Here is a 15,498-nt window from a genome sequence, read left to right on the forward strand (position 1 = left end):
CTGCTCTTTGTCTGTGTCTGAAACGGCGCTGCTTGTCTGTGTGTATGGCACTCTCTGGCCAGGGTGGGGAGCCGACCCCCGGGGATAACTACCCGCTTAGTCTGTGTGTGTAATTGGTTCGCACGAACAACCTTGGCAGGACCCACCGACAAGTCAACGCCCCCATCCACAGCCGCATCAGAGGCAAAGCGTCCAGGGACGTCCAGCCAAGTTCAGGGACGTCCAGCGACGTTCGTTTCGGTTGCAGTCAAGCCCCCGAAATTGGTTCCGAACTTCTCGCATCGTGAGACGAAACTGATCAGTTCAGCCCAGCCGGCACCGTTCCGAGACCGCCAGACGCTGCCGAACCGAATGAGGACCATTGACCGGTGAGGCACGGCGCTTGAGACGCAGGGCGGCTCCGGCCCGTTCTCATGCACTCATCGTGCCGTGGTTGCAGGCGGAACTGATCAGCGACCCCTTGTCCATACAACCGAATGAAGGCGGTCATCCACGTGCCGGATCGATACCGCCGTTCGATCCCACACGTTTCAGTCTGCGCCAGTCGCGGAAGCAGAAACACAAGACGATACACCCGAGCACCGTCGATATTGCACCTGCCCAGGCAAGATCGCTGTCATTTGATAGGCCAACGGCGAGGACGACTGCGCCACCGATTGTTGCCGCCGAGAAGGTGATCGTCGAGATCCGAAGCTCGTCCCGGCTAACCACGTGTCTGGAGGGTCCCGATTCCGGCTTCACGAGCCTGAGCAGTATCAGAATCAGCCCAAGAGTTGATGTGCAGAGCGCCCAGATTATGACCAGGTTCCAGACCGTGAACGAACCGGCTACGAACGCCACGGTGTAGCTCAGGACGATTAGTACAAAGTAGGTCCGAAATGATGCGGACTCGAAGTCTCTACGCTCCATTAGTCGGTCCTTCTTCGGTTCCGATTCGTGTTCCCTGAGCCGACGGAATTTCGTCGCGCGTCATCAGAGGAAGCACCCCGCAGCAGCCGGAAAGGCTGCGCCGAAATCGAAGGTGCCCTTCGCTCCTGCCGCGTACTGCTTCACGACGTCTCCAGCTTCCTTCGCCGCTTTGTACGAGGTTGACCAGCCCCCGCGGTTTGGTCCACTTGGCGTGAGAGTTTCGGGGTTCTCCGGCGGCTCGGTCGAGCTGTCGGACTGGTCCAGTCAGAGTGTTGGTAGTCACTCTCATCGCCTGCTCTCACTGGACTCGTCGTTGCGTCGATCACTGTAGGCGGCGAACACAGCCGGCGTCTTCATTCCGAGCCCGCGGTGTGGCCGCCGGTGGTTGTATTCGTCGAGCCAGTTCTCGATCACGACTCGCGCTTCGGTCACTGATCGGAACGTCTCGCCGTGCAGGAGCTCGTCGCGCATCGAGCCGTTGAAGCGTTCGACGTAGCAGTTCTGCTGCGGGCTGGCCTTGGCGATGAACACCGCTGTGACGCCTTGGTCGGTGAGCCAGTCGCGGACCGTTTGGGCGATGAACTCGCGGCCGTTGTCGGAGCGGATCAGTTTCGGACGGCCATGGATCTCGAAAAGCTGCTCGAGGTGCTTGACGACGTCGGCGGCCCCGATCGACCTGGCGACCTTCGAGCCGAGCGCGAGCCGGGTGAACTCATCGACCACGTTCAGCACTCGGATCGGTGCCCCATGCTCAGAACGCACCGACACAAAGTCGTAGGACCAGATGTGCACCGGCCTGAGTGCCGGCATCGCCCACGCGGAGAATGCGTCGGTCCCGATTGCCTTCTGACCACGATCTTTGCGTCGTGGCGGGACCGTCAGGTCCTCTCGTTTCCAGAGCCGCTCGACGCGTTTGACGTTCACCGCCCAGCCGTCGGCGACCAACAACGCATGGACCCGCCGATACCCATAACGCGGATGGGCTTCGGCGATCTTGTGCATCGCCTCCACCAGCCGGGTCTCGAAGTCACCGGGCACCGGTGAGTACCGGTTCGACGAACGGTGCTGGCCCACCAGCGTGCAGGCCCGGCGCTCCGAAACCCGGTGCCGACGCATCAGAAAGGCCACTGCAGCCCGCCGCCGAGACGGGCTCACCAGTTTCCCTTCTGTAAGTCCTTCAACATGCTGATGTCCAACGCCTGCTCGGCCACGATCCGCTTCAACCGGGCGTTCTCCTGCTCCAACGCCTTCAGCCGCTGCGCCTCGTCCTCCTTCAGCGCGCCGTACTTCAGCCGCCATCGATAGAACGTCTGGTCGCTGATGTGAAGCCGCTTGCAGGTCTGCGGGATCGTCAACCCCTGACCCTGGAGCTTCTCCGCCTCACGCAGCTTCGCCACGATCTGCTCGGTCGTATACCTCTTAGCCGCAGCCATCATTTACCTCCATGAGCACTCTCAAATCGTGAAGCACTCACACAGAAGATGGACCGAAAAACGGGGGGCCGGACAGTCCCAAACAACTCCCAGCGTCTGTGACGTAAGTCATAGGTACACCACCGATCAACGCTGCCGCATAGAAATCCCGAAGAAGTTCTCAACCAACGCCCGCAACGGCTGGCTGTGACCCGTCGGAGCACACAAACCACCTGCTCAATCGGTTATGACTTTCCTTTCTGGTTCAAGCGCGCCTCCGGCGCGAGTGCGCTGCGGGCAGGCGCTGGCGCGCCCGTCCTCGCGCACCGATGAAAGCGCGCGAAAGTGGAAGCCGTCCCCGCCGCCCGATTGTCCAGACGCCGCTCAACGCGTCAAGGTCGCCTTCGGCGTCGCTACGCGATCGAGCAAGCTCGAACCTTGACCCGTCGACCGGCGTCCAGGTCTCGGCAGCTATCGGGGACGGCGCAGATGTGGTCGAGCAGTCCGCAAGGAGTCCGCACGCAGTCGTGGAACCGCTCGAAAGCCCCAAACGTCCCCAGACGATGAAACCCCTGGTCTTGAGCGCCGTTCGTCTCGTTCAGGCTCAGTCAGGTAGGTCGAATCTGACCCTCAAGCGTCCTCATAATCCTTCGGTCGCGGGTTCGAGCCCCGCCCTCCCCACAGACGTCGAATTTTTCTCGTGCGTTGACGAGTCAGACCGACCAGTGCGCGAAGTCCTGGCCGACGAGGGCACGGAAGCGGTCGATGTCGGGGCGCAGATGATCGGCGATTGCCTGGTGCTGCTGTGGTGACAGCGTCGGCTTCTCCACGGACTCGCCGACGTCCTGCAGCTTCTTGGACGTGACGTGGCGCTCCACGTCGAACTTCGGTGAAGTGAAGTCGGGGTCGACCCCGATGAAGTCGAAGATTCGAACGAGCGTTGCGGCGCGATCGTCACGAAGCTCCTCGGACGACGCGACGAAGAGACGGTCCAGTCCGTACGCCTCGACGAACGGCTCGATCTGCCAGTGGTAGCGACTCGTCAGCAGGGCCGGATTGTCGAGGTCGGAGAAGTAGGCCTCGAACTCGTCTCGGCTCACTCGGGCCTTGTGCACGTTGTGGAGGAAGTGCGAGATCGCGCGATCGATCGGGTCCCGCACGAGGTAGATGAGGCGGATGTCGGGGAGCAGAGCATGCATCTGCTCAACGACGCCGCCGAACAGGTGCCGCTTCGTGTAGTTGGGAGACGACTCGCCCTGCTGCGCGCCAGGTTCGGTGAAGCGGGAGCGATACCAGGCGAGATCGTGGCCTTCTGGCTTGCTGAAGAAGTTCGTCTCCTTGGGCTTTGACATGCCCACCTGGGGGTGCTCTCGGAGGTAGCCGTGAAGCGCGCTGGTGCCACCCTTCATGCAGCCGATGGTGATGAACGTCGGCAGCGCGCCCTCGACCGGCTCCTCGGCCGAATGGGTCTCGGAGCGGCGACGGAAGCGATCCAGGAGCGAAGGAGCCATCGCGTTAGGCTAACGGGTCATGACGGATGCCGTGATCGCCGACCTCGACGGAACCCTCTGCGACGTGTCAGGCATCCTCCACCACATCGAGGGTGAGGATCGCGACTTCGCAGCCTTCCACGCCGCGTCTGCCGACTGCCCGCCGCGAGACGACGTCGCCGCCGCCGTCCGTGCTGCATACACGGCCGGCAAGGCCGTGCTCGTGGTCACGTCGCGCGAGTTCGTGTGGCGCGACCTCAGTCTCGACTGGCTGGTCGCGCACGAGATTCCCAACGACGAGCTGGTGATGCGCATCGTCGGCGACTACCGGCCCGATCACGTCGTGAAGGCCGAGATGCTCGACCAGCTGGAGGCCGACGGCTGGTCGGTCTCGGAGGCGTGGGAGGACAGCGCGGACATCATCGAGCTGTGGGAGTCCCGAGGGATCACGGTCCACGAGGTCTGAGACAGTAGGATGCCAGGCGCACACGGATCAGAATCCATCGACCGATACAGCGAGGAGAGCATGTCAGTCAGGTCGCGAACCGCGTCGTCACCCATGCGCGACCTCGCCCTCCACATCAGCAAGAGCAGTCTGACGGTCGCCGACGAGTGCATGCGGTTCCGGTACGAGGACGCGCCGGATCTCCTGGCCAGGATGGCGAGCCGGGGGGAGATGGGCTACGACGGAGTCCTCAGCACCGTCCATGACCTGCTCGAGGGCCGCATCTCGAAGCCGGAGGCACGCGCTGCACTCGACCCGTATGCGCTGTCGTCCTTGGCGCGCCTCACGGCTGGCCTCAACACACCGACGGGAGACTTCGTCGACGTGGCTGACATCAGCCAGGCCGTACGGATGATTCGCGGATCGGTCCGCCTGGCCTATGAGGCCGACCGGATCGAGGGCCAGGCGAAGATCCTGGACGGGCGGTTCGACTCGGTCGCACAGATTCTCGAGGAAGACCTCGACCCGGACACGCGGTGGATCCTGCGGTCGGAGTACGAGCACCCTACGCGCGGCCGCCCTGGCGCCACTCACGAAGCCTGGCTCGAGGCGTTCAACCAACGCTTCGTCGATCAGGGTCTTCTTCCGGTCAGAGTCGGCGACGGCCCTGGTAACGCGTTCGACCGAATGACCGTCGATGTACCCGATTCCCTGGTGGTCGATGACCCCGATGCACCTCTGGTGACGATCATCATGTCGACGTTCAAGCCGGACGAGAGCTTCCGCACCGCGGTCGCTTCGCTCGTGGCGCAGACATGGCGCAACATCGAGATCCTCGTGGTCGACGACTGCTCGCCGCCGGAGTTCGACGGCCTCCTGGAGTCGGTGGTGGCCAGCGATCCGCGGATCCAGCTGCTCCGGATGCCGGTGAACGGCGGAACATACCGGATCCGCAACTATGCGATCGCCCGCTCGCGCGGCACGTTCGTCACCTTCCAGGACTCCGATGACTGGGCCCATCCCGAACGCGTCGCGCGTCAGGTCGCGCCTTTGCTCGAACCGCTGGGACTCGTCGCCACCGGTGCCCGAGCGCTGCGCGTGTACGGCGACCTGACCTCGTTGAGGGTGGGCTACAACTCCTTCCGTCGCGGTGCCGCGTCGTTGATGTTCCGCAAGGACGTCGTCATCGACGCCCTGGGCGGCTTCGACGAGGTGCGCAAGTCCGCGGACACCGAGTTCGACGAACGCATCGCTGCGGTCTTCGGTCCGGACGCCTCGATCAACCTTCCCGACGTCCTCGTGCTGATCCAGCTGACCGAGGGGTCTCTGTCACGCGATGAGTTCGACTTCGGCTGGCACCACGGCGTCCGTGCCGCATACGCCTACGCGCGGTGGCACTGGCATCGCGAGATTGTCGCTGGGCGCGCCTCTCCGTACCTCAGGCCCGGCGCTCCTCGCCGTGTCCCCGTGCCCACCCGGATCCTGACCGGTCGCGACTCCTCGCCAGCGTCCTGCGACGTGCTGTGGGTGTCGGACTGGCGCAGCAAGATCGAGCGCTATGCCGGGTCCGCGTCCCAGGTCGCGGCTGTTGCCGGTGCCGGTCGGTCGACGCTGGTGGCGCAGGCGACCACCGTGCGCCACGCCGACCGGGACCGTCAACCGATCGGCGACGAAATCTCGCAGCTGCAGGCGGACGGTCTGACGCGGTTCGTGATCTGGACCGAGCCCACCCATGCTCGTCTGCTGGTCGTCACCGATCCCGAGCTGTTGGCCCTGACCCGTCCACCGGAGACGGTGAGCTTGACCGCCGACCGGCTGGTGGTGGTGGCGGGTCACCCGCCGCACGCGCCGACGGGTGACTGGAAGACGTACGACCCGGCTTCCGTGGAGCGCAACGCCAAGCGCATGTTCGGGGTCGAGCCGGTCTGGTTGCCGGCACACGACGGCATCGCCGACGACCTGCGCGACTGCGGAGCCATCAACGACATCCTGCCTGCACGTCAGCTCCGAGCCGTGCCCAAGGTCCGACCTCGTCCGTACACGGGAATGCGAGGCGGGTCGCGCCTGATCGTCGGCACCACCGCGCTCGAGCTGCCGCGTCGCGATCGTCCGTCCTGGGCATCCCTGCGGCGGCTGTTGCCGCAGGACGACGACTATGACGTGCGGCTCCGGGCCGATCCCGACGTCGTGCACGCGGTGCTGAAGAAGCGCCCGGTGCCGCCGGGTTGGCTGGTCATGGACGAGTCAGCGCCGTTGCGGAGCTTCCTCCGCCAGCTCGATGTCTTCGTCGCCGTGCCTTCGCGGTCCTGGGGACCCGAACTGCCTTGGTCCGCTGTCGCTGCGCTGGCGGAGGGTGCCGTGGTGGTCATCGATCCGGCCTACCAACCTCACCTCGGAGGGGCGGCCGTCTACGCATCTGCCGTCGACGTCCACGACGAGCTCAAGGCGCTCGCCGCCGATCCGGATCGCCTGATGGAGCACCGTGAACGTGGCTACGCGTTCTGCCGTGAGGTGCTGTCGGAGAAGGCCACCGTGACGCTGGTCGACGAGCTCGCCGGATTCGAAGGAGAGAACAGATGAAGCTGTCGCGCAAGGAGCAGCTCGCGGCCGCCCTGGCCGGGGCAGCGAGCGTGGCTGTCGTGGTGGCCCTTCTCCTCGACTCGTGGCCCTGGTCGCTCGGACTGATCGGCGCGCTGATGCTTCTGCTCACGGGCATCGTCCTGATGACGCTGCGTCGCCAGGAGGCTCGGAGAAAAGCGGATCTCGAACGCCTGGAGCGCAAGATCGACAACCTGGCCCTTCGCGTGGTCACCGAGTCGCAGGCCACGCACAAGGAGCTCAGCGGTCTGATCGAGGAGCTCGGCTCGACGCTCCGCCGCCCCGAGTCCCGCTAGACCCCGAACGATTCCCGTTCGGACTCCGGCACCAGCTCGATGAGCTCGGGGTGCTCACGGATGACCTTCGGGACGAACGGACAGTACGGCAGCACGGTGCCGCGTCGGTCGCGAATCGCCTCGAGAGCACGCACGACGAGCGTCGATCCATGGCCGCGACCCTCGAACTGGGAGAAGACGCGGGTATGGGGGAGGGCGTACTCGCCGCGGTGCTCGCGGTAGTCGAGGTACCCGACGAGCTCCTCGTCCACGGTGATCTCGAAGCGTGAAGCCGATGGATTGTCGGTCACCGCGGTCGCCATACGGCCATCCTCACACGCCGTTCAAACCGCAGCATGCCAAGATGCTTGGTGGCGGTGGGGCGGATGAGGCAGAATGGGGGCGCGAGGCCGGCGTGCCGGTGCCAGGTGACGAGTGACGTTGGGGAAGACGGATACTCGACCACCAGGAGGCACCGTGAGCATCCCGACCCGTGGCGTCTTGTACGTCCACTCCGCGCCGTCCGCGTTGTGCCCGCACGTCGAGTGGGCCGCATCCGGAGTGCTCGGCGCATCCGTCGACTTCGACTGGGTGGCGCAACCGGCCGAGTCCGGCACGTATCGAGCCGAGCTCTCCTGGCAGGCCCCGGTCGGGTCCGCCGCCGCACTTGCATCCGCTCTTCGCGGCTGGGAGAGGCTGCGGTTCGAGATCACCGAGGAACCGACCGTGACCTCCGAGGGAGCGCGTTACAGCTATACACCCGAACTGGGCATCTTCCACGCGATGACGGGGTTGCACGGCGACGTCCTCATCCCGGAGGACCGCATCAAGGCCTTCCGCGTCAAGGCCGCTCTCGGTGAGATCTCGATCGACCAGGCTCTCGACGGACTGCTGGGGGTTGCGTGGGACGCCGAGCTCGAGCCGTTCCGTCATGCCGGTGACGGCGCACCCGTGCGCTGGCTCCACCAGGTGATCTAGCCGATACGGACGGACACGGCCGGCGTCGTCTTGTTGGAACCGAGGTGGGCCATCCGGAACTCGCGTTCGCCGGTGCGGGTCGTGTAGATCTGCGTGCGGTACACCCCGTTGCCCCGGGCCCGTGCGGTGACCGGGAACGCGTCCCACTTCTCGCCGGGAGCCTTGACCTCGACCTGGAGCGTCTCGCCCTGCATGCCCGGGAACCGTCCCTCGAGGGTGAACCGCTCACCCGGTGAGACCTGGGTGTTGGCGATCGTCAGCGTCGGGTCGGGATCGGGCGTCTCCTCCTCGCTCGGCTCAGGAGTCGGGGTGGGCGTGGGTGTTGCCGTGGTGGGCGCGGGCGTGGTGGGGAGCGTCAGAGGCGGAAGGGTGGACGGGCGGAGGCCGGTGGCACTGACGAGGTACGAACCACCGAACCCGAACAGGATGCCGACTACGGCACCGACAGCGGCGAACCAGAGCGCCAGTCGCTTCATCGCACTCATGCGTCCGTCCGCGTCGAGCGGGACAGTCGGCTCGGTTGCCGCCTCCGGTTCGGCGACCGGGGAGGGTGCGGCTTCCTGATGGTCCTTGCTGCTGTGTGCGGCATCGTCTTCGAGGTGTGCGACGGCCGCCACGGTGTCGGCCACAGTGCGCAGGCCGTTGACCGTGTCGTCCGGAATGAAGACGTCGAAACGGGGTCCCAGCTCATCGGCCATCTCGACCATGGCCAGGGAGTCGACTCCGAGCTTCCTGAGCGTCGCGTTGTCGACGACGTCCTCGGGAGCGCAGCCGACGACCTGGACGAGGACGTCGGTCAACTCAGAGCGAACCGCATCGAGGCGGGAGTCGTCGGGCTTGGGCACTCCCTGAGTCTACCGGCCGGGGTTACCCTACGATGTCCGGATGATCAGCCGCGACGACGTCCAGTACGAGGTGGTCCACGGCCATCGACGAGCCTTTCGGCGGGTCGGTTCCGGCCCGGCACTCCTGCTCCTGCACGGCCTTGCCTGCGACTCCTCGACCTGGGACAACGTCATCGCCCCACTCGCCGAGAACTTCACCGTCATCGCGCCTGACCTGCTCGGACACGGTGCCTCCGACAAGCCGGACGCCGACTACTCGCTCGGCGGCTATGCCAACGGCATGCGCGACCTGCTGACCGTCCTCGGCGTCGACTCCGTCACCGTCGTCGGGCACAGCTTTGGTGGCGGCGTGGCCATGCAGTTCGCTTACCAGTTCCCCGAGCGCACCGAGCGCATCGTGCTGATCTCGACCGGCGGGCTCGGGCGCGACGTCACGCGTCTCATCCGCTTCCTCACCCTTCCCGGTAGCGGCGCGGCGGTGTCGCTGGCGACCCTTCGTCCGTGGCGCCCCCTCGTGTCCGCGGGGTTGCGTGCGCTCTCACGCACCGGCATCCCGGCGGCCCGCGATCTCGACGAGGTCTCGTACATCTACTCGGCGTTCGCCGACCCCGCACATCGTCGTGCGGTGCATCGGGCCACGAGCCACGTCCTCAACTGGCACGGGCAGTTCGTCACGATGACCGACCGCACCTACCTCGCCCGTGCGCTTCCCGTGCTCGTCATCTGGGGTGCCGACGACCGCGTCATCCCGCCCACCCACGCTGAGACCGCTCGCCTGCACGCATGGTCGGACGTGCACGTGCTGGCCGATTCAGGGCACTTCCCGCACAAGGACCATCCGGAGACGATCGTGCGGTTGGTCGAGGAATTCGTCGCCACGCGAGAGCCGGCCCACTACCACCGCGGACGGTGGCGGGCGATGCTGCGCCGCGGTGATCAGGTGACGCTCGGAACCGCGTCCTCCGCCTCGCTCTCTGAGGTCGCCGGCTGAGTGTCCTCCGCCAGTCGGCGTTTGCGTCTGCCGCGGTTGCCGGTGGCCCAGGCGCCGATCGAGACGGCCGCCCAACCGATGATCGCGCCAGCGACGTCGTCGACGATGTAGTGCCACCCGAAGTAGACCGTGGCGAGCACGGTGATGAACAGGAAGGACCACCCCGCGATGCGGATCATCGCGCGCTGCCCGGTGCGCTCGAAGAACAGGCACGCGGTGACGACGACGGACACGTGCAGCGACGCGAAGCCGGCGATGCCGTAGATGTCGTCGCCGGTGGGGTCCTCGATGAAGGTGACCCCGTTCTTGAACAACGAGGTCTGAAGGGCGGAAACGCCTGAGTCGGCCAGCGCGGAGAACATCGACGGCTGGAAGAACGCCGGGCCGAGAGTCGGGATGAGGTAGTAGCTCACTGTGCCCAGGACCCAGTTGAGGCTCAGCGCCGTGGCGTACCAGGCGCCGAGGGAGGCGTTCCGGCTCCAGGTCAGGACCAGGCCCAGGGTGAGCGGAATCAACGGGAGGTAGGCGAGGTAGGAGGTGGCGAGGATCTGCGCCGCGATGTCCGTGCCGAGCCAGTCGTGCAGCAACGGCGCCGGGTTGTTGCCGAACATCAGGAAGTGATCGAGCTGCAGCAAGTCGTGGTCGTACAGGACGTCGTCACGGATCAGTGGCAGGAAGCTCTTGAGGTTTCGGTAGGAGACGTAGCAGACGTAGAACGAGACAAGACCAACGGCGATGTTCACCACGCGAAGCCAGGTCCACTCCTCTCGCACGATGGTGCGGGCACTCTTCAGGCTGCCTCTCAGCCCGCCGCGCCGGATCGCCTGCGGAATGATGCCCGCGGCGAAGAACAGCAGACCGATCAGTGGGAGGCGGACGTAGGCCGGCCCGAGGAATCCGTCGGGGTCGCGCAGCGGTACCCCGAGACGCTGTGACGCGATGATGGCCGTGATGCCGACGGCGACGGACAGGATCACCAAGAAGGTGTAAGGCCATCGACGCATGGCGACCATCTTATGGCGCGGTTCTGAGCGGCTCCTTAGAGACCGATGTGTGGACGATCACGCGTTCGGCCTACGTGACCAGCGACGGGACCCGGTTCATCAGGCGTCGGTTCCCTCCTGGCTCACACCCAGGACGGCCGTGGGATCGTCGATCCGCAGTGACGTGAAGGCCTCGCGGACGACCGCCGGATCGATCTTCGAGCTGTGCGCGAGCGTCTGGAGCACGGAGACGACGATCGACTCGGCGTCGACCTGGAAGAACCGCCGGGCCGCGGCCCTGGTGTCGGCGAACCCGAACCCGTCGGTGCCCAGTGACTGCCACGGGCCGGGGACCCATCGTGCGATCTGGTCCGGCACGGCGCGCATGTAGTCGCTGACCGCCACGGTGACCGAGGGATCGTTGAGCTTCGTGGTGATCCAGGGGACCCGTGTGTGGTCGCCGGGATGGTTCAGGTTCCACTTCTCGGCCTCGACGGCGTCGCGGGCGATCTCGTTCCACGACGTCACGGACCACACATCGGCGGCGACGTCGTAGCGCTCGGCCAGCATCTCCTGCGCTTTCAGCGCCCACGGCACCGAGACGCCGGAGGCCATGATGCGCGCCTGGATCGATCCCCGGTCCGCCCGGCGCAGCAGGTAGGCGCCCTTGAGCAGTCCGTCGACGTCGAGGTCGTCGGGCTCGACCGGCTGGCTGATCGGCTCGTTGTAGACCGTGAGGTAGTAGATGATGCTCTCGCCGTGCGGGAACTCGTCGGTGGAGCCGTACATGCGGGCGAGGCCGTCCTTGACGATGTGGCTGATCTCGAAGCCGTACGCCGGGTCGTAGTGGACGATCGCGGGGTTGGTCTGCGCGATGAGGGGAGAGTGGCCGTCGGCGTGCTGAAGGCCCTCTCCGGTGAGGGTGGTGCGTCCGGCCGTGGCGCCGATGAGGAAGCCTCGCGCCAGTTGGTCGGCCATCGACCAGATCGAGTCGGCGGTGCGTTGGAAGCCGAACATCGAGTAGAACATGTACATCGGGATCATCGGCTCACCCTGGGTGGAGTACGCACTGCCGGCGGCGATCGTCGATGCCATGGCGCCGGCCTCGCTGATGCCCTCGTGCAGGAGCTGGCCCTGCTCCGACTCCTTGTACGCCAGCAGCAGCTTGCGGTCGACCGACTCGTACGTCTGGCCGTGCGGGCTGTAGATCTTGGCCGACGGGAACATCGAGTCCATGCCGAAGGTGCGGTACTCGTCGGGCGCGATCGGGACGATCCGCGGGCCGATCTCGGGATCCTTCATCAGGTCACGGAGCAGTCGGACGAAGGCCATCGTGGTGGCGATCTGCTGCTTGCCCGAGCCCTGCTTGAGCGGGGCGTAGACATCGTCGCCGGGCAGCTTGAGCGGCGTGGGGTCGGGCTTGCGCACCGGCATCGAACCGCCGAGTGCGTCGCGGCGGCCCTTCATGTACTGGATCTCCTCGCTGTCGTTGCCCGGGTGGTAGAACGGCGCGAGGTCGTCGCCGTCGATCTGCTCGTCGGAGATCGGGATCTGCAGCCGGTCGCGGAAGCCCTTGAGATCGTCCTTGGTGAGCTTCTTCATCTGGTGGGTCGCATTGCGGCCCTGGAACGACTCGAGCAGCCAGCCCTTGATGGTGTGGGCGAGGATGACGGTCGGCTGGCCCGTGTGCTCCACGGCTGCGTCGAACGCCGCATAGACCTTGCGATAGTCGTGGCCGCCGCGGGGGAGCCGCTCGATCTGCTCGTCGGTGAGGTGCTCGACCATCTTCGCGAGCCGCGGGTCGGCCCCGAAGAAGTGCTCGCGGTTGTATGCGCCGGACTCGACCGAAAGGGTCTGGAACTCACCGTCGGGCGTGCGGTTCATCTGGTTGACGAGAACGCCGTCGGCGTCGCGAGCGAGGAGGTCGTCCCACTGGCGTCCCCACACCACCTTGATGACGTTCCAGCCGGCGCCGCGGAAGTACGACTCCAGCTCCTGGATGATCTTGCCGTTGCCGCGCACCGGCCCGTCGAGCTGCTGCAAGTTGCAGTTGATGACGAACGTGAGGTTGTCGAGCTCTTCACGCGCCGCGAGTCCGATGGCGCCGAGCGACTCCGGCTCGCCCATCTCGCCGTCGCCGAGGAAGCACCACACGCGTTGCCCGCTGGTGTCCTTGATGCCGCGATGCTGCATGTACCGGTTGAAGCGCGCCTGGTAGATCGAGTTGATCGCGGCGAGGCCCATCGAGACGGTCGGGAACTCCCAGTAGTGCGGCATGAGCCGTGGGTGCGGGTACGACGACAAGCCATTGCCTGGTCCGTGCGAGTGCTCCTGCCGGAACCGGTCGAGCTGCTCCTCGGTGAGTCGTCCCTCGAGGTACGAACGGGCGTAGATACCGGGCGCGGCGTGGCCCTGGAAGTAGATCTGGTCGCCCCCGCCGGGGTGGCCCTTTCCGCGGAAGAAGTGGTTGAAGCCGACCTCGTAGAGGCTGGCCGCCGACTGGTACGTGGCGATGTGGCCACCGACGCCGAGACCCGGCCGGTTGGCTCGCGACACCATGACCGCGGCGTTCCAGCGGATGAACGCGCGAATGCGTCGTTCCACCGCCTCGTTGCCCGGGAACCAGGGCTCATGCTCGGGCGGAATGGTGTTGATGAAGTCGGTGCTGCGCAGAGCCGGCACGCCGACCTGCTTCTCCCGAGCACGCTCGAGCAGTCGCAGCATCACGTAGCGCGCGCGGGCCCGACCCCGCTCGTCGACCATCTGGTCGAGGGAGCCGACCCACTCGGCAGTCTCCTCGGGATCGATGTCGGGAAGCTGCGTGGGCAAACCCTCGTGGATCACGGGATGGCGTTCGGGACCTTGCGGGGTGCTGCTGGAGCTCGGCGGGCCGGTGGGCATGGGTAACTCCTGACGCGTCTTGTGGACCCCTCCATCTTTCCACGCGGCATTCGCTACTGTGAGACCGGCAACAGCGCCGCAGGGCTACTTCCGGGTAGCCATTTCGTATCTTCGAGGAGGACCGTTGGACGCCGGCAGGTTGGGCTTCGCCCCCGACACCGTCATCCAGGAGCTCGGGTGGGACGAAGACGTCGACGACGAGCTTCGTAAGGCCATCGAGTCTCAGTGCGGCAGTGAGCTGGTCGACGGTGATGTCTCTGACGCGGTCGATGGCGTCATCCTCTGGTGGCGCGACGGAGACGGCGACCTCGTCGACGCTCTCCTCGACTCGCTGCAGGATCTCGCCGAGGGAGGATCCGTCTGGCTGATCACGCCGAAGGTGGGTCGCCCTGGCTACGTCCCTGGTGCCGACATCGTCGAGGCGGCGCCGATCGCCGGCCTCTCCACCACCACGACGTCGTCAGCGTCGCCGGAGTGGTCGGCCACCAAGCTGTCCACGCACAAGCGGTGAGGCATGTCGCTCGACATCGGTGACGTTGCTCCCGACTTCACCCTCAAGAACCAGCACGGCGAGGAAGTCTCGCTGTCGTCGTTCACGGGGGAGTCAGCGGTGTTGCTGGTGTTCTTCCCGTTCGCGTTCAGTGGCATCTGCTCCGGTGAGTTCGGCGAGATCCGCGACCACATGAGCGACTTCGACGGTGCTGAGGTGCTGGCCGTCTCGTGCGACCACTTCTTCGCCAACCGGGCCTTCGCCGATGCCCAAGGGCTCGAGTTCTCGGTTCTCAGCGACTTCTGGCCGCACGGTGAGGTGTCTCGCGCGTACGGCATCTTCAACGAGGACGTCGGCGTGGCGGAGCGCGGAACGTCCGTGATCGACCGCCAAGGCATCGTGCGCTGGAAGGTCGAGCACGGCATCAATGATGCCCGTGACCTCGGGGCTTACCGCGAAGCTCTCGCGGCACTCGCGTGAACTAGGTCGAGTTTGCGAAAAAGCCTGCATTGGTGGTGTGAGATACGCTTTGATTGAGCAGCCGCAGCCGCCCGGGACCCGAGACCCTGGCGGCTGCGGTCTATCACGCCGGCGCCCCCGGTTGCTGCGATAGTGTGCGGTGTTCCCGGGCGAATAGCTCAGCTGGTCAGAGCATCCGGTTTACACCCGGAAGGTCGGGGGTTCGAGCCCCTCTTCGCCCACCTGCCGAAGCTCGGCTTGGGTCATGCCAGCGCCTCCTTGAAGCCTTGGCGCCAGGAGGGGTAGCGCAGCTCCCAGCCGAGCTCCCGCTTGGCCTTGGCGTTGGAGAAGCCGCGTCCCTCGGTCATCATCGTCACCGCCACGTCCCCTGCCAGCATCCGTGCCAGCCACACGGGGAATCGCATCGGGGGCTTCGCGCCCGCGCACTCGGCCAGGTACGGCAGCCAGTCGCTGACCGGAGCCGGTTCGTCGTCGACGATGCTGAACACGCCTTTCGCCTGCTGCTCCACGGCCAGGACGGTGGCGCTCGCGGCGTCGTCGAGATGCACCCACGAGGTGTGGCCGGTGCCTCCTCCGACGATCGGGAACTGCCGCTTGCGCACCGGCGCAACCAGGTCGTCGGTGGCGCCCGGCCCGTAGAACCAGCCGTACCGCAGCGCCGCACCACCGGCCTTGACGGCCACGTCCTCGAGGTGGCGGAT

The 15,498-nt window shown here is 66.0% G+C and carries 16 protein-coding genes and 1 tRNA gene; 8 read left to right on the plus strand and 9 right to left on the minus strand.

Annotation, left to right across the window (positions count from 1 at the left end):
• Positions 1-486: 486 nt before the first annotated feature.
• The 4 genes from ACRDPN_RS12615 to ACRDPN_RS12630 all read right to left on the minus strand — a co-directional run bounded on the left by ACRDPN_RS12615 (position 487) and on the right by ACRDPN_RS12630 (position 3,832).
• Positions 487-909, minus strand: a complete 423-nt coding sequence (locus ACRDPN_RS12615) for a hypothetical protein (protein ID WP_431448438.1) — start codon at positions 907-909, stop codon at positions 487-489.
• A 285-nt stretch (positions 910-1,194) separates the two neighbouring features.
• A complete protein-coding gene (locus ACRDPN_RS12620) occupies positions 1,195-2,064 on the minus strand; it encodes an IS3 family transposase (RefSeq protein WP_431448441.1) in 870 nt (289 codons plus the stop codon).
• Positions 2,061-2,345, minus strand: coding sequence for a transposase (locus ACRDPN_RS12625; RefSeq protein ID WP_431448444.1), 285 nt, complete (start codon positions 2,343-2,345; stop codon positions 2,061-2,063). The genes ACRDPN_RS12620 and ACRDPN_RS12625 overlap by 4 nt, the downstream gene beginning before the upstream one ends.
• Positions 2,346-3,034: 689 nt before the next feature.
• Positions 3,035-3,832 (minus strand): sulfotransferase family protein, encoded by a 798-nt coding sequence (locus ACRDPN_RS12630; protein ID WP_431448447.1) that lies wholly within the window; start codon positions 3,830-3,832, stop codon positions 3,035-3,037.
• A 19-nt stretch (positions 3,833-3,851) separates the two neighbouring features.
• Here ACRDPN_RS12630 and ACRDPN_RS12635 point away from each other — a divergent pair, with 19 nt between their 5' ends.
• Genes ACRDPN_RS12635 through ACRDPN_RS12645 form a run of 3 tightly spaced genes read left to right on the plus strand, consistent with a single transcriptional unit; the run spans position 3,852 to position 7,150 of the window.
• The gene (locus tag ACRDPN_RS12635; protein WP_431448450.1) at positions 3,852-4,277 is read left to right on the plus strand and encodes a hypothetical protein; all 426 of its coding nucleotides are present in this window, start codon (positions 3,852-3,854) and stop codon (positions 4,275-4,277) included.
• A gap of 60 nt (positions 4,278-4,337) precedes the next feature.
• Entirely contained in the window at positions 4,338-6,836 is a 2,499-nt protein-coding gene (locus ACRDPN_RS12640; RefSeq protein ID WP_431448453.1) for a glycosyltransferase family 2 protein, read from the plus strand.
• Positions 6,833-7,150 (plus strand): hypothetical protein, encoded by a 318-nt coding sequence (locus ACRDPN_RS12645; RefSeq protein WP_431448456.1) that lies wholly within the window; start codon positions 6,833-6,835, stop codon positions 7,148-7,150. The genes ACRDPN_RS12640 and ACRDPN_RS12645 overlap by 4 nt, the downstream gene beginning before the upstream one ends.
• Here the strand turns inward: ACRDPN_RS12645 and ACRDPN_RS12650 are convergent.
• The gene (locus ACRDPN_RS12650) at positions 7,147-7,452 is read right to left on the minus strand and encodes a GNAT family N-acetyltransferase (protein ID WP_431448459.1); all 306 of its coding nucleotides are present in this window, start codon (positions 7,450-7,452) and stop codon (positions 7,147-7,149) included. The two genes, ACRDPN_RS12645 and ACRDPN_RS12650, sit on opposite strands and share 4 nt — an antisense overlap.
• Positions 7,453-7,606: 154 nt before the next feature.
• Here ACRDPN_RS12650 and ACRDPN_RS12655 point away from each other — a divergent pair, with 154 nt between their 5' ends.
• On the plus strand, positions 7,607-8,107 hold the full coding sequence (locus tag ACRDPN_RS12655) for a DUF3145 domain-containing protein (protein ID WP_431448462.1): 501 nt from the start codon (positions 7,607-7,609) through the stop codon (positions 8,105-8,107).
• Here the strand turns inward: ACRDPN_RS12655 and ACRDPN_RS12660 are convergent.
• Positions 8,104-8,952: an acyl carrier protein gene (locus ACRDPN_RS12660; protein ID WP_431448465.1), complete on the minus strand. Its 849-nt coding sequence runs from the start codon at positions 8,950-8,952 to the stop codon at positions 8,104-8,106. The genes ACRDPN_RS12655 and ACRDPN_RS12660 overlap by 4 nt on opposite strands.
• Positions 8,953-8,992: 40 nt before the next feature.
• Between ACRDPN_RS12660 and ACRDPN_RS12665 the strand changes: the two genes are divergently transcribed.
• Positions 8,993-9,943, plus strand: a complete 951-nt coding sequence (locus ACRDPN_RS12665; RefSeq protein ID WP_431448468.1) for an alpha/beta fold hydrolase — start codon at positions 8,993-8,995, stop codon at positions 9,941-9,943.
• On the opposite strand, the gene ACRDPN_RS12670 is transcribed toward ACRDPN_RS12665, so the two are convergent.
• Positions 9,889-10,947 carry a phosphatase PAP2 family protein gene (locus tag ACRDPN_RS12670; RefSeq protein WP_431448471.1) on the minus strand — a complete coding sequence of 353 codons (1,059 nt, stop codon included), beginning with the start codon at positions 10,945-10,947 and terminating at the stop codon, positions 9,889-9,891. The two genes, ACRDPN_RS12665 and ACRDPN_RS12670, sit on opposite strands and share 55 nt — an antisense overlap.
• 99 nt (positions 10,948-11,046) lie before the next feature.
• Positions 11,047-13,827 (minus strand): pyruvate dehydrogenase (acetyl-transferring), homodimeric type, encoded by a 2,781-nt coding sequence (gene aceE / locus ACRDPN_RS12675; RefSeq protein ID WP_431448474.1) that lies wholly within the window; start codon positions 13,825-13,827, stop codon positions 11,047-11,049.
• A gap of 124 nt (positions 13,828-13,951) precedes the next feature.
• Here aceE and ACRDPN_RS12680 point away from each other — a divergent pair, with 124 nt between their 5' ends.
• From ACRDPN_RS12680 to ACRDPN_RS12690, 3 genes are all read left to right on the plus strand, one after another.
• The gene (locus ACRDPN_RS12680) at positions 13,952-14,338 is read left to right on the plus strand and encodes a DUF3052 domain-containing protein (RefSeq protein ID WP_431448477.1); all 387 of its coding nucleotides are present in this window, start codon (positions 13,952-13,954) and stop codon (positions 14,336-14,338) included.
• Between the two features lie 3 nt (positions 14,339-14,341).
• Complete coding sequence (locus ACRDPN_RS12685; RefSeq protein WP_431448480.1) at positions 14,342-14,797, plus strand: peroxiredoxin; 456 nt, start codon at positions 14,342-14,344, stop codon at positions 14,795-14,797.
• Between the two features lie 147 nt (positions 14,798-14,944).
• Positions 14,945-15,018: transfer RNA gene (locus tag ACRDPN_RS12690), tRNA-Val, on the plus strand.
• Positions 15,019-15,039: 21 nt separating this feature from the next.
• On the opposite strand, the gene ACRDPN_RS12695 is transcribed toward ACRDPN_RS12690, so the two are convergent.
• Positions 15,040-15,498: NAD-dependent epimerase/dehydratase family protein (locus ACRDPN_RS12695; protein WP_431448483.1), on the minus strand; the 459-nt coding region annotated here is incomplete at its 5' end.

It is taken from the genome of Aeromicrobium sp., from assembly GCF_050700635.1.
Classification (GTDB): Bacteria; Actinomycetota; Actinomycetes; order Propionibacteriales; family Nocardioidaceae; genus Aeromicrobium.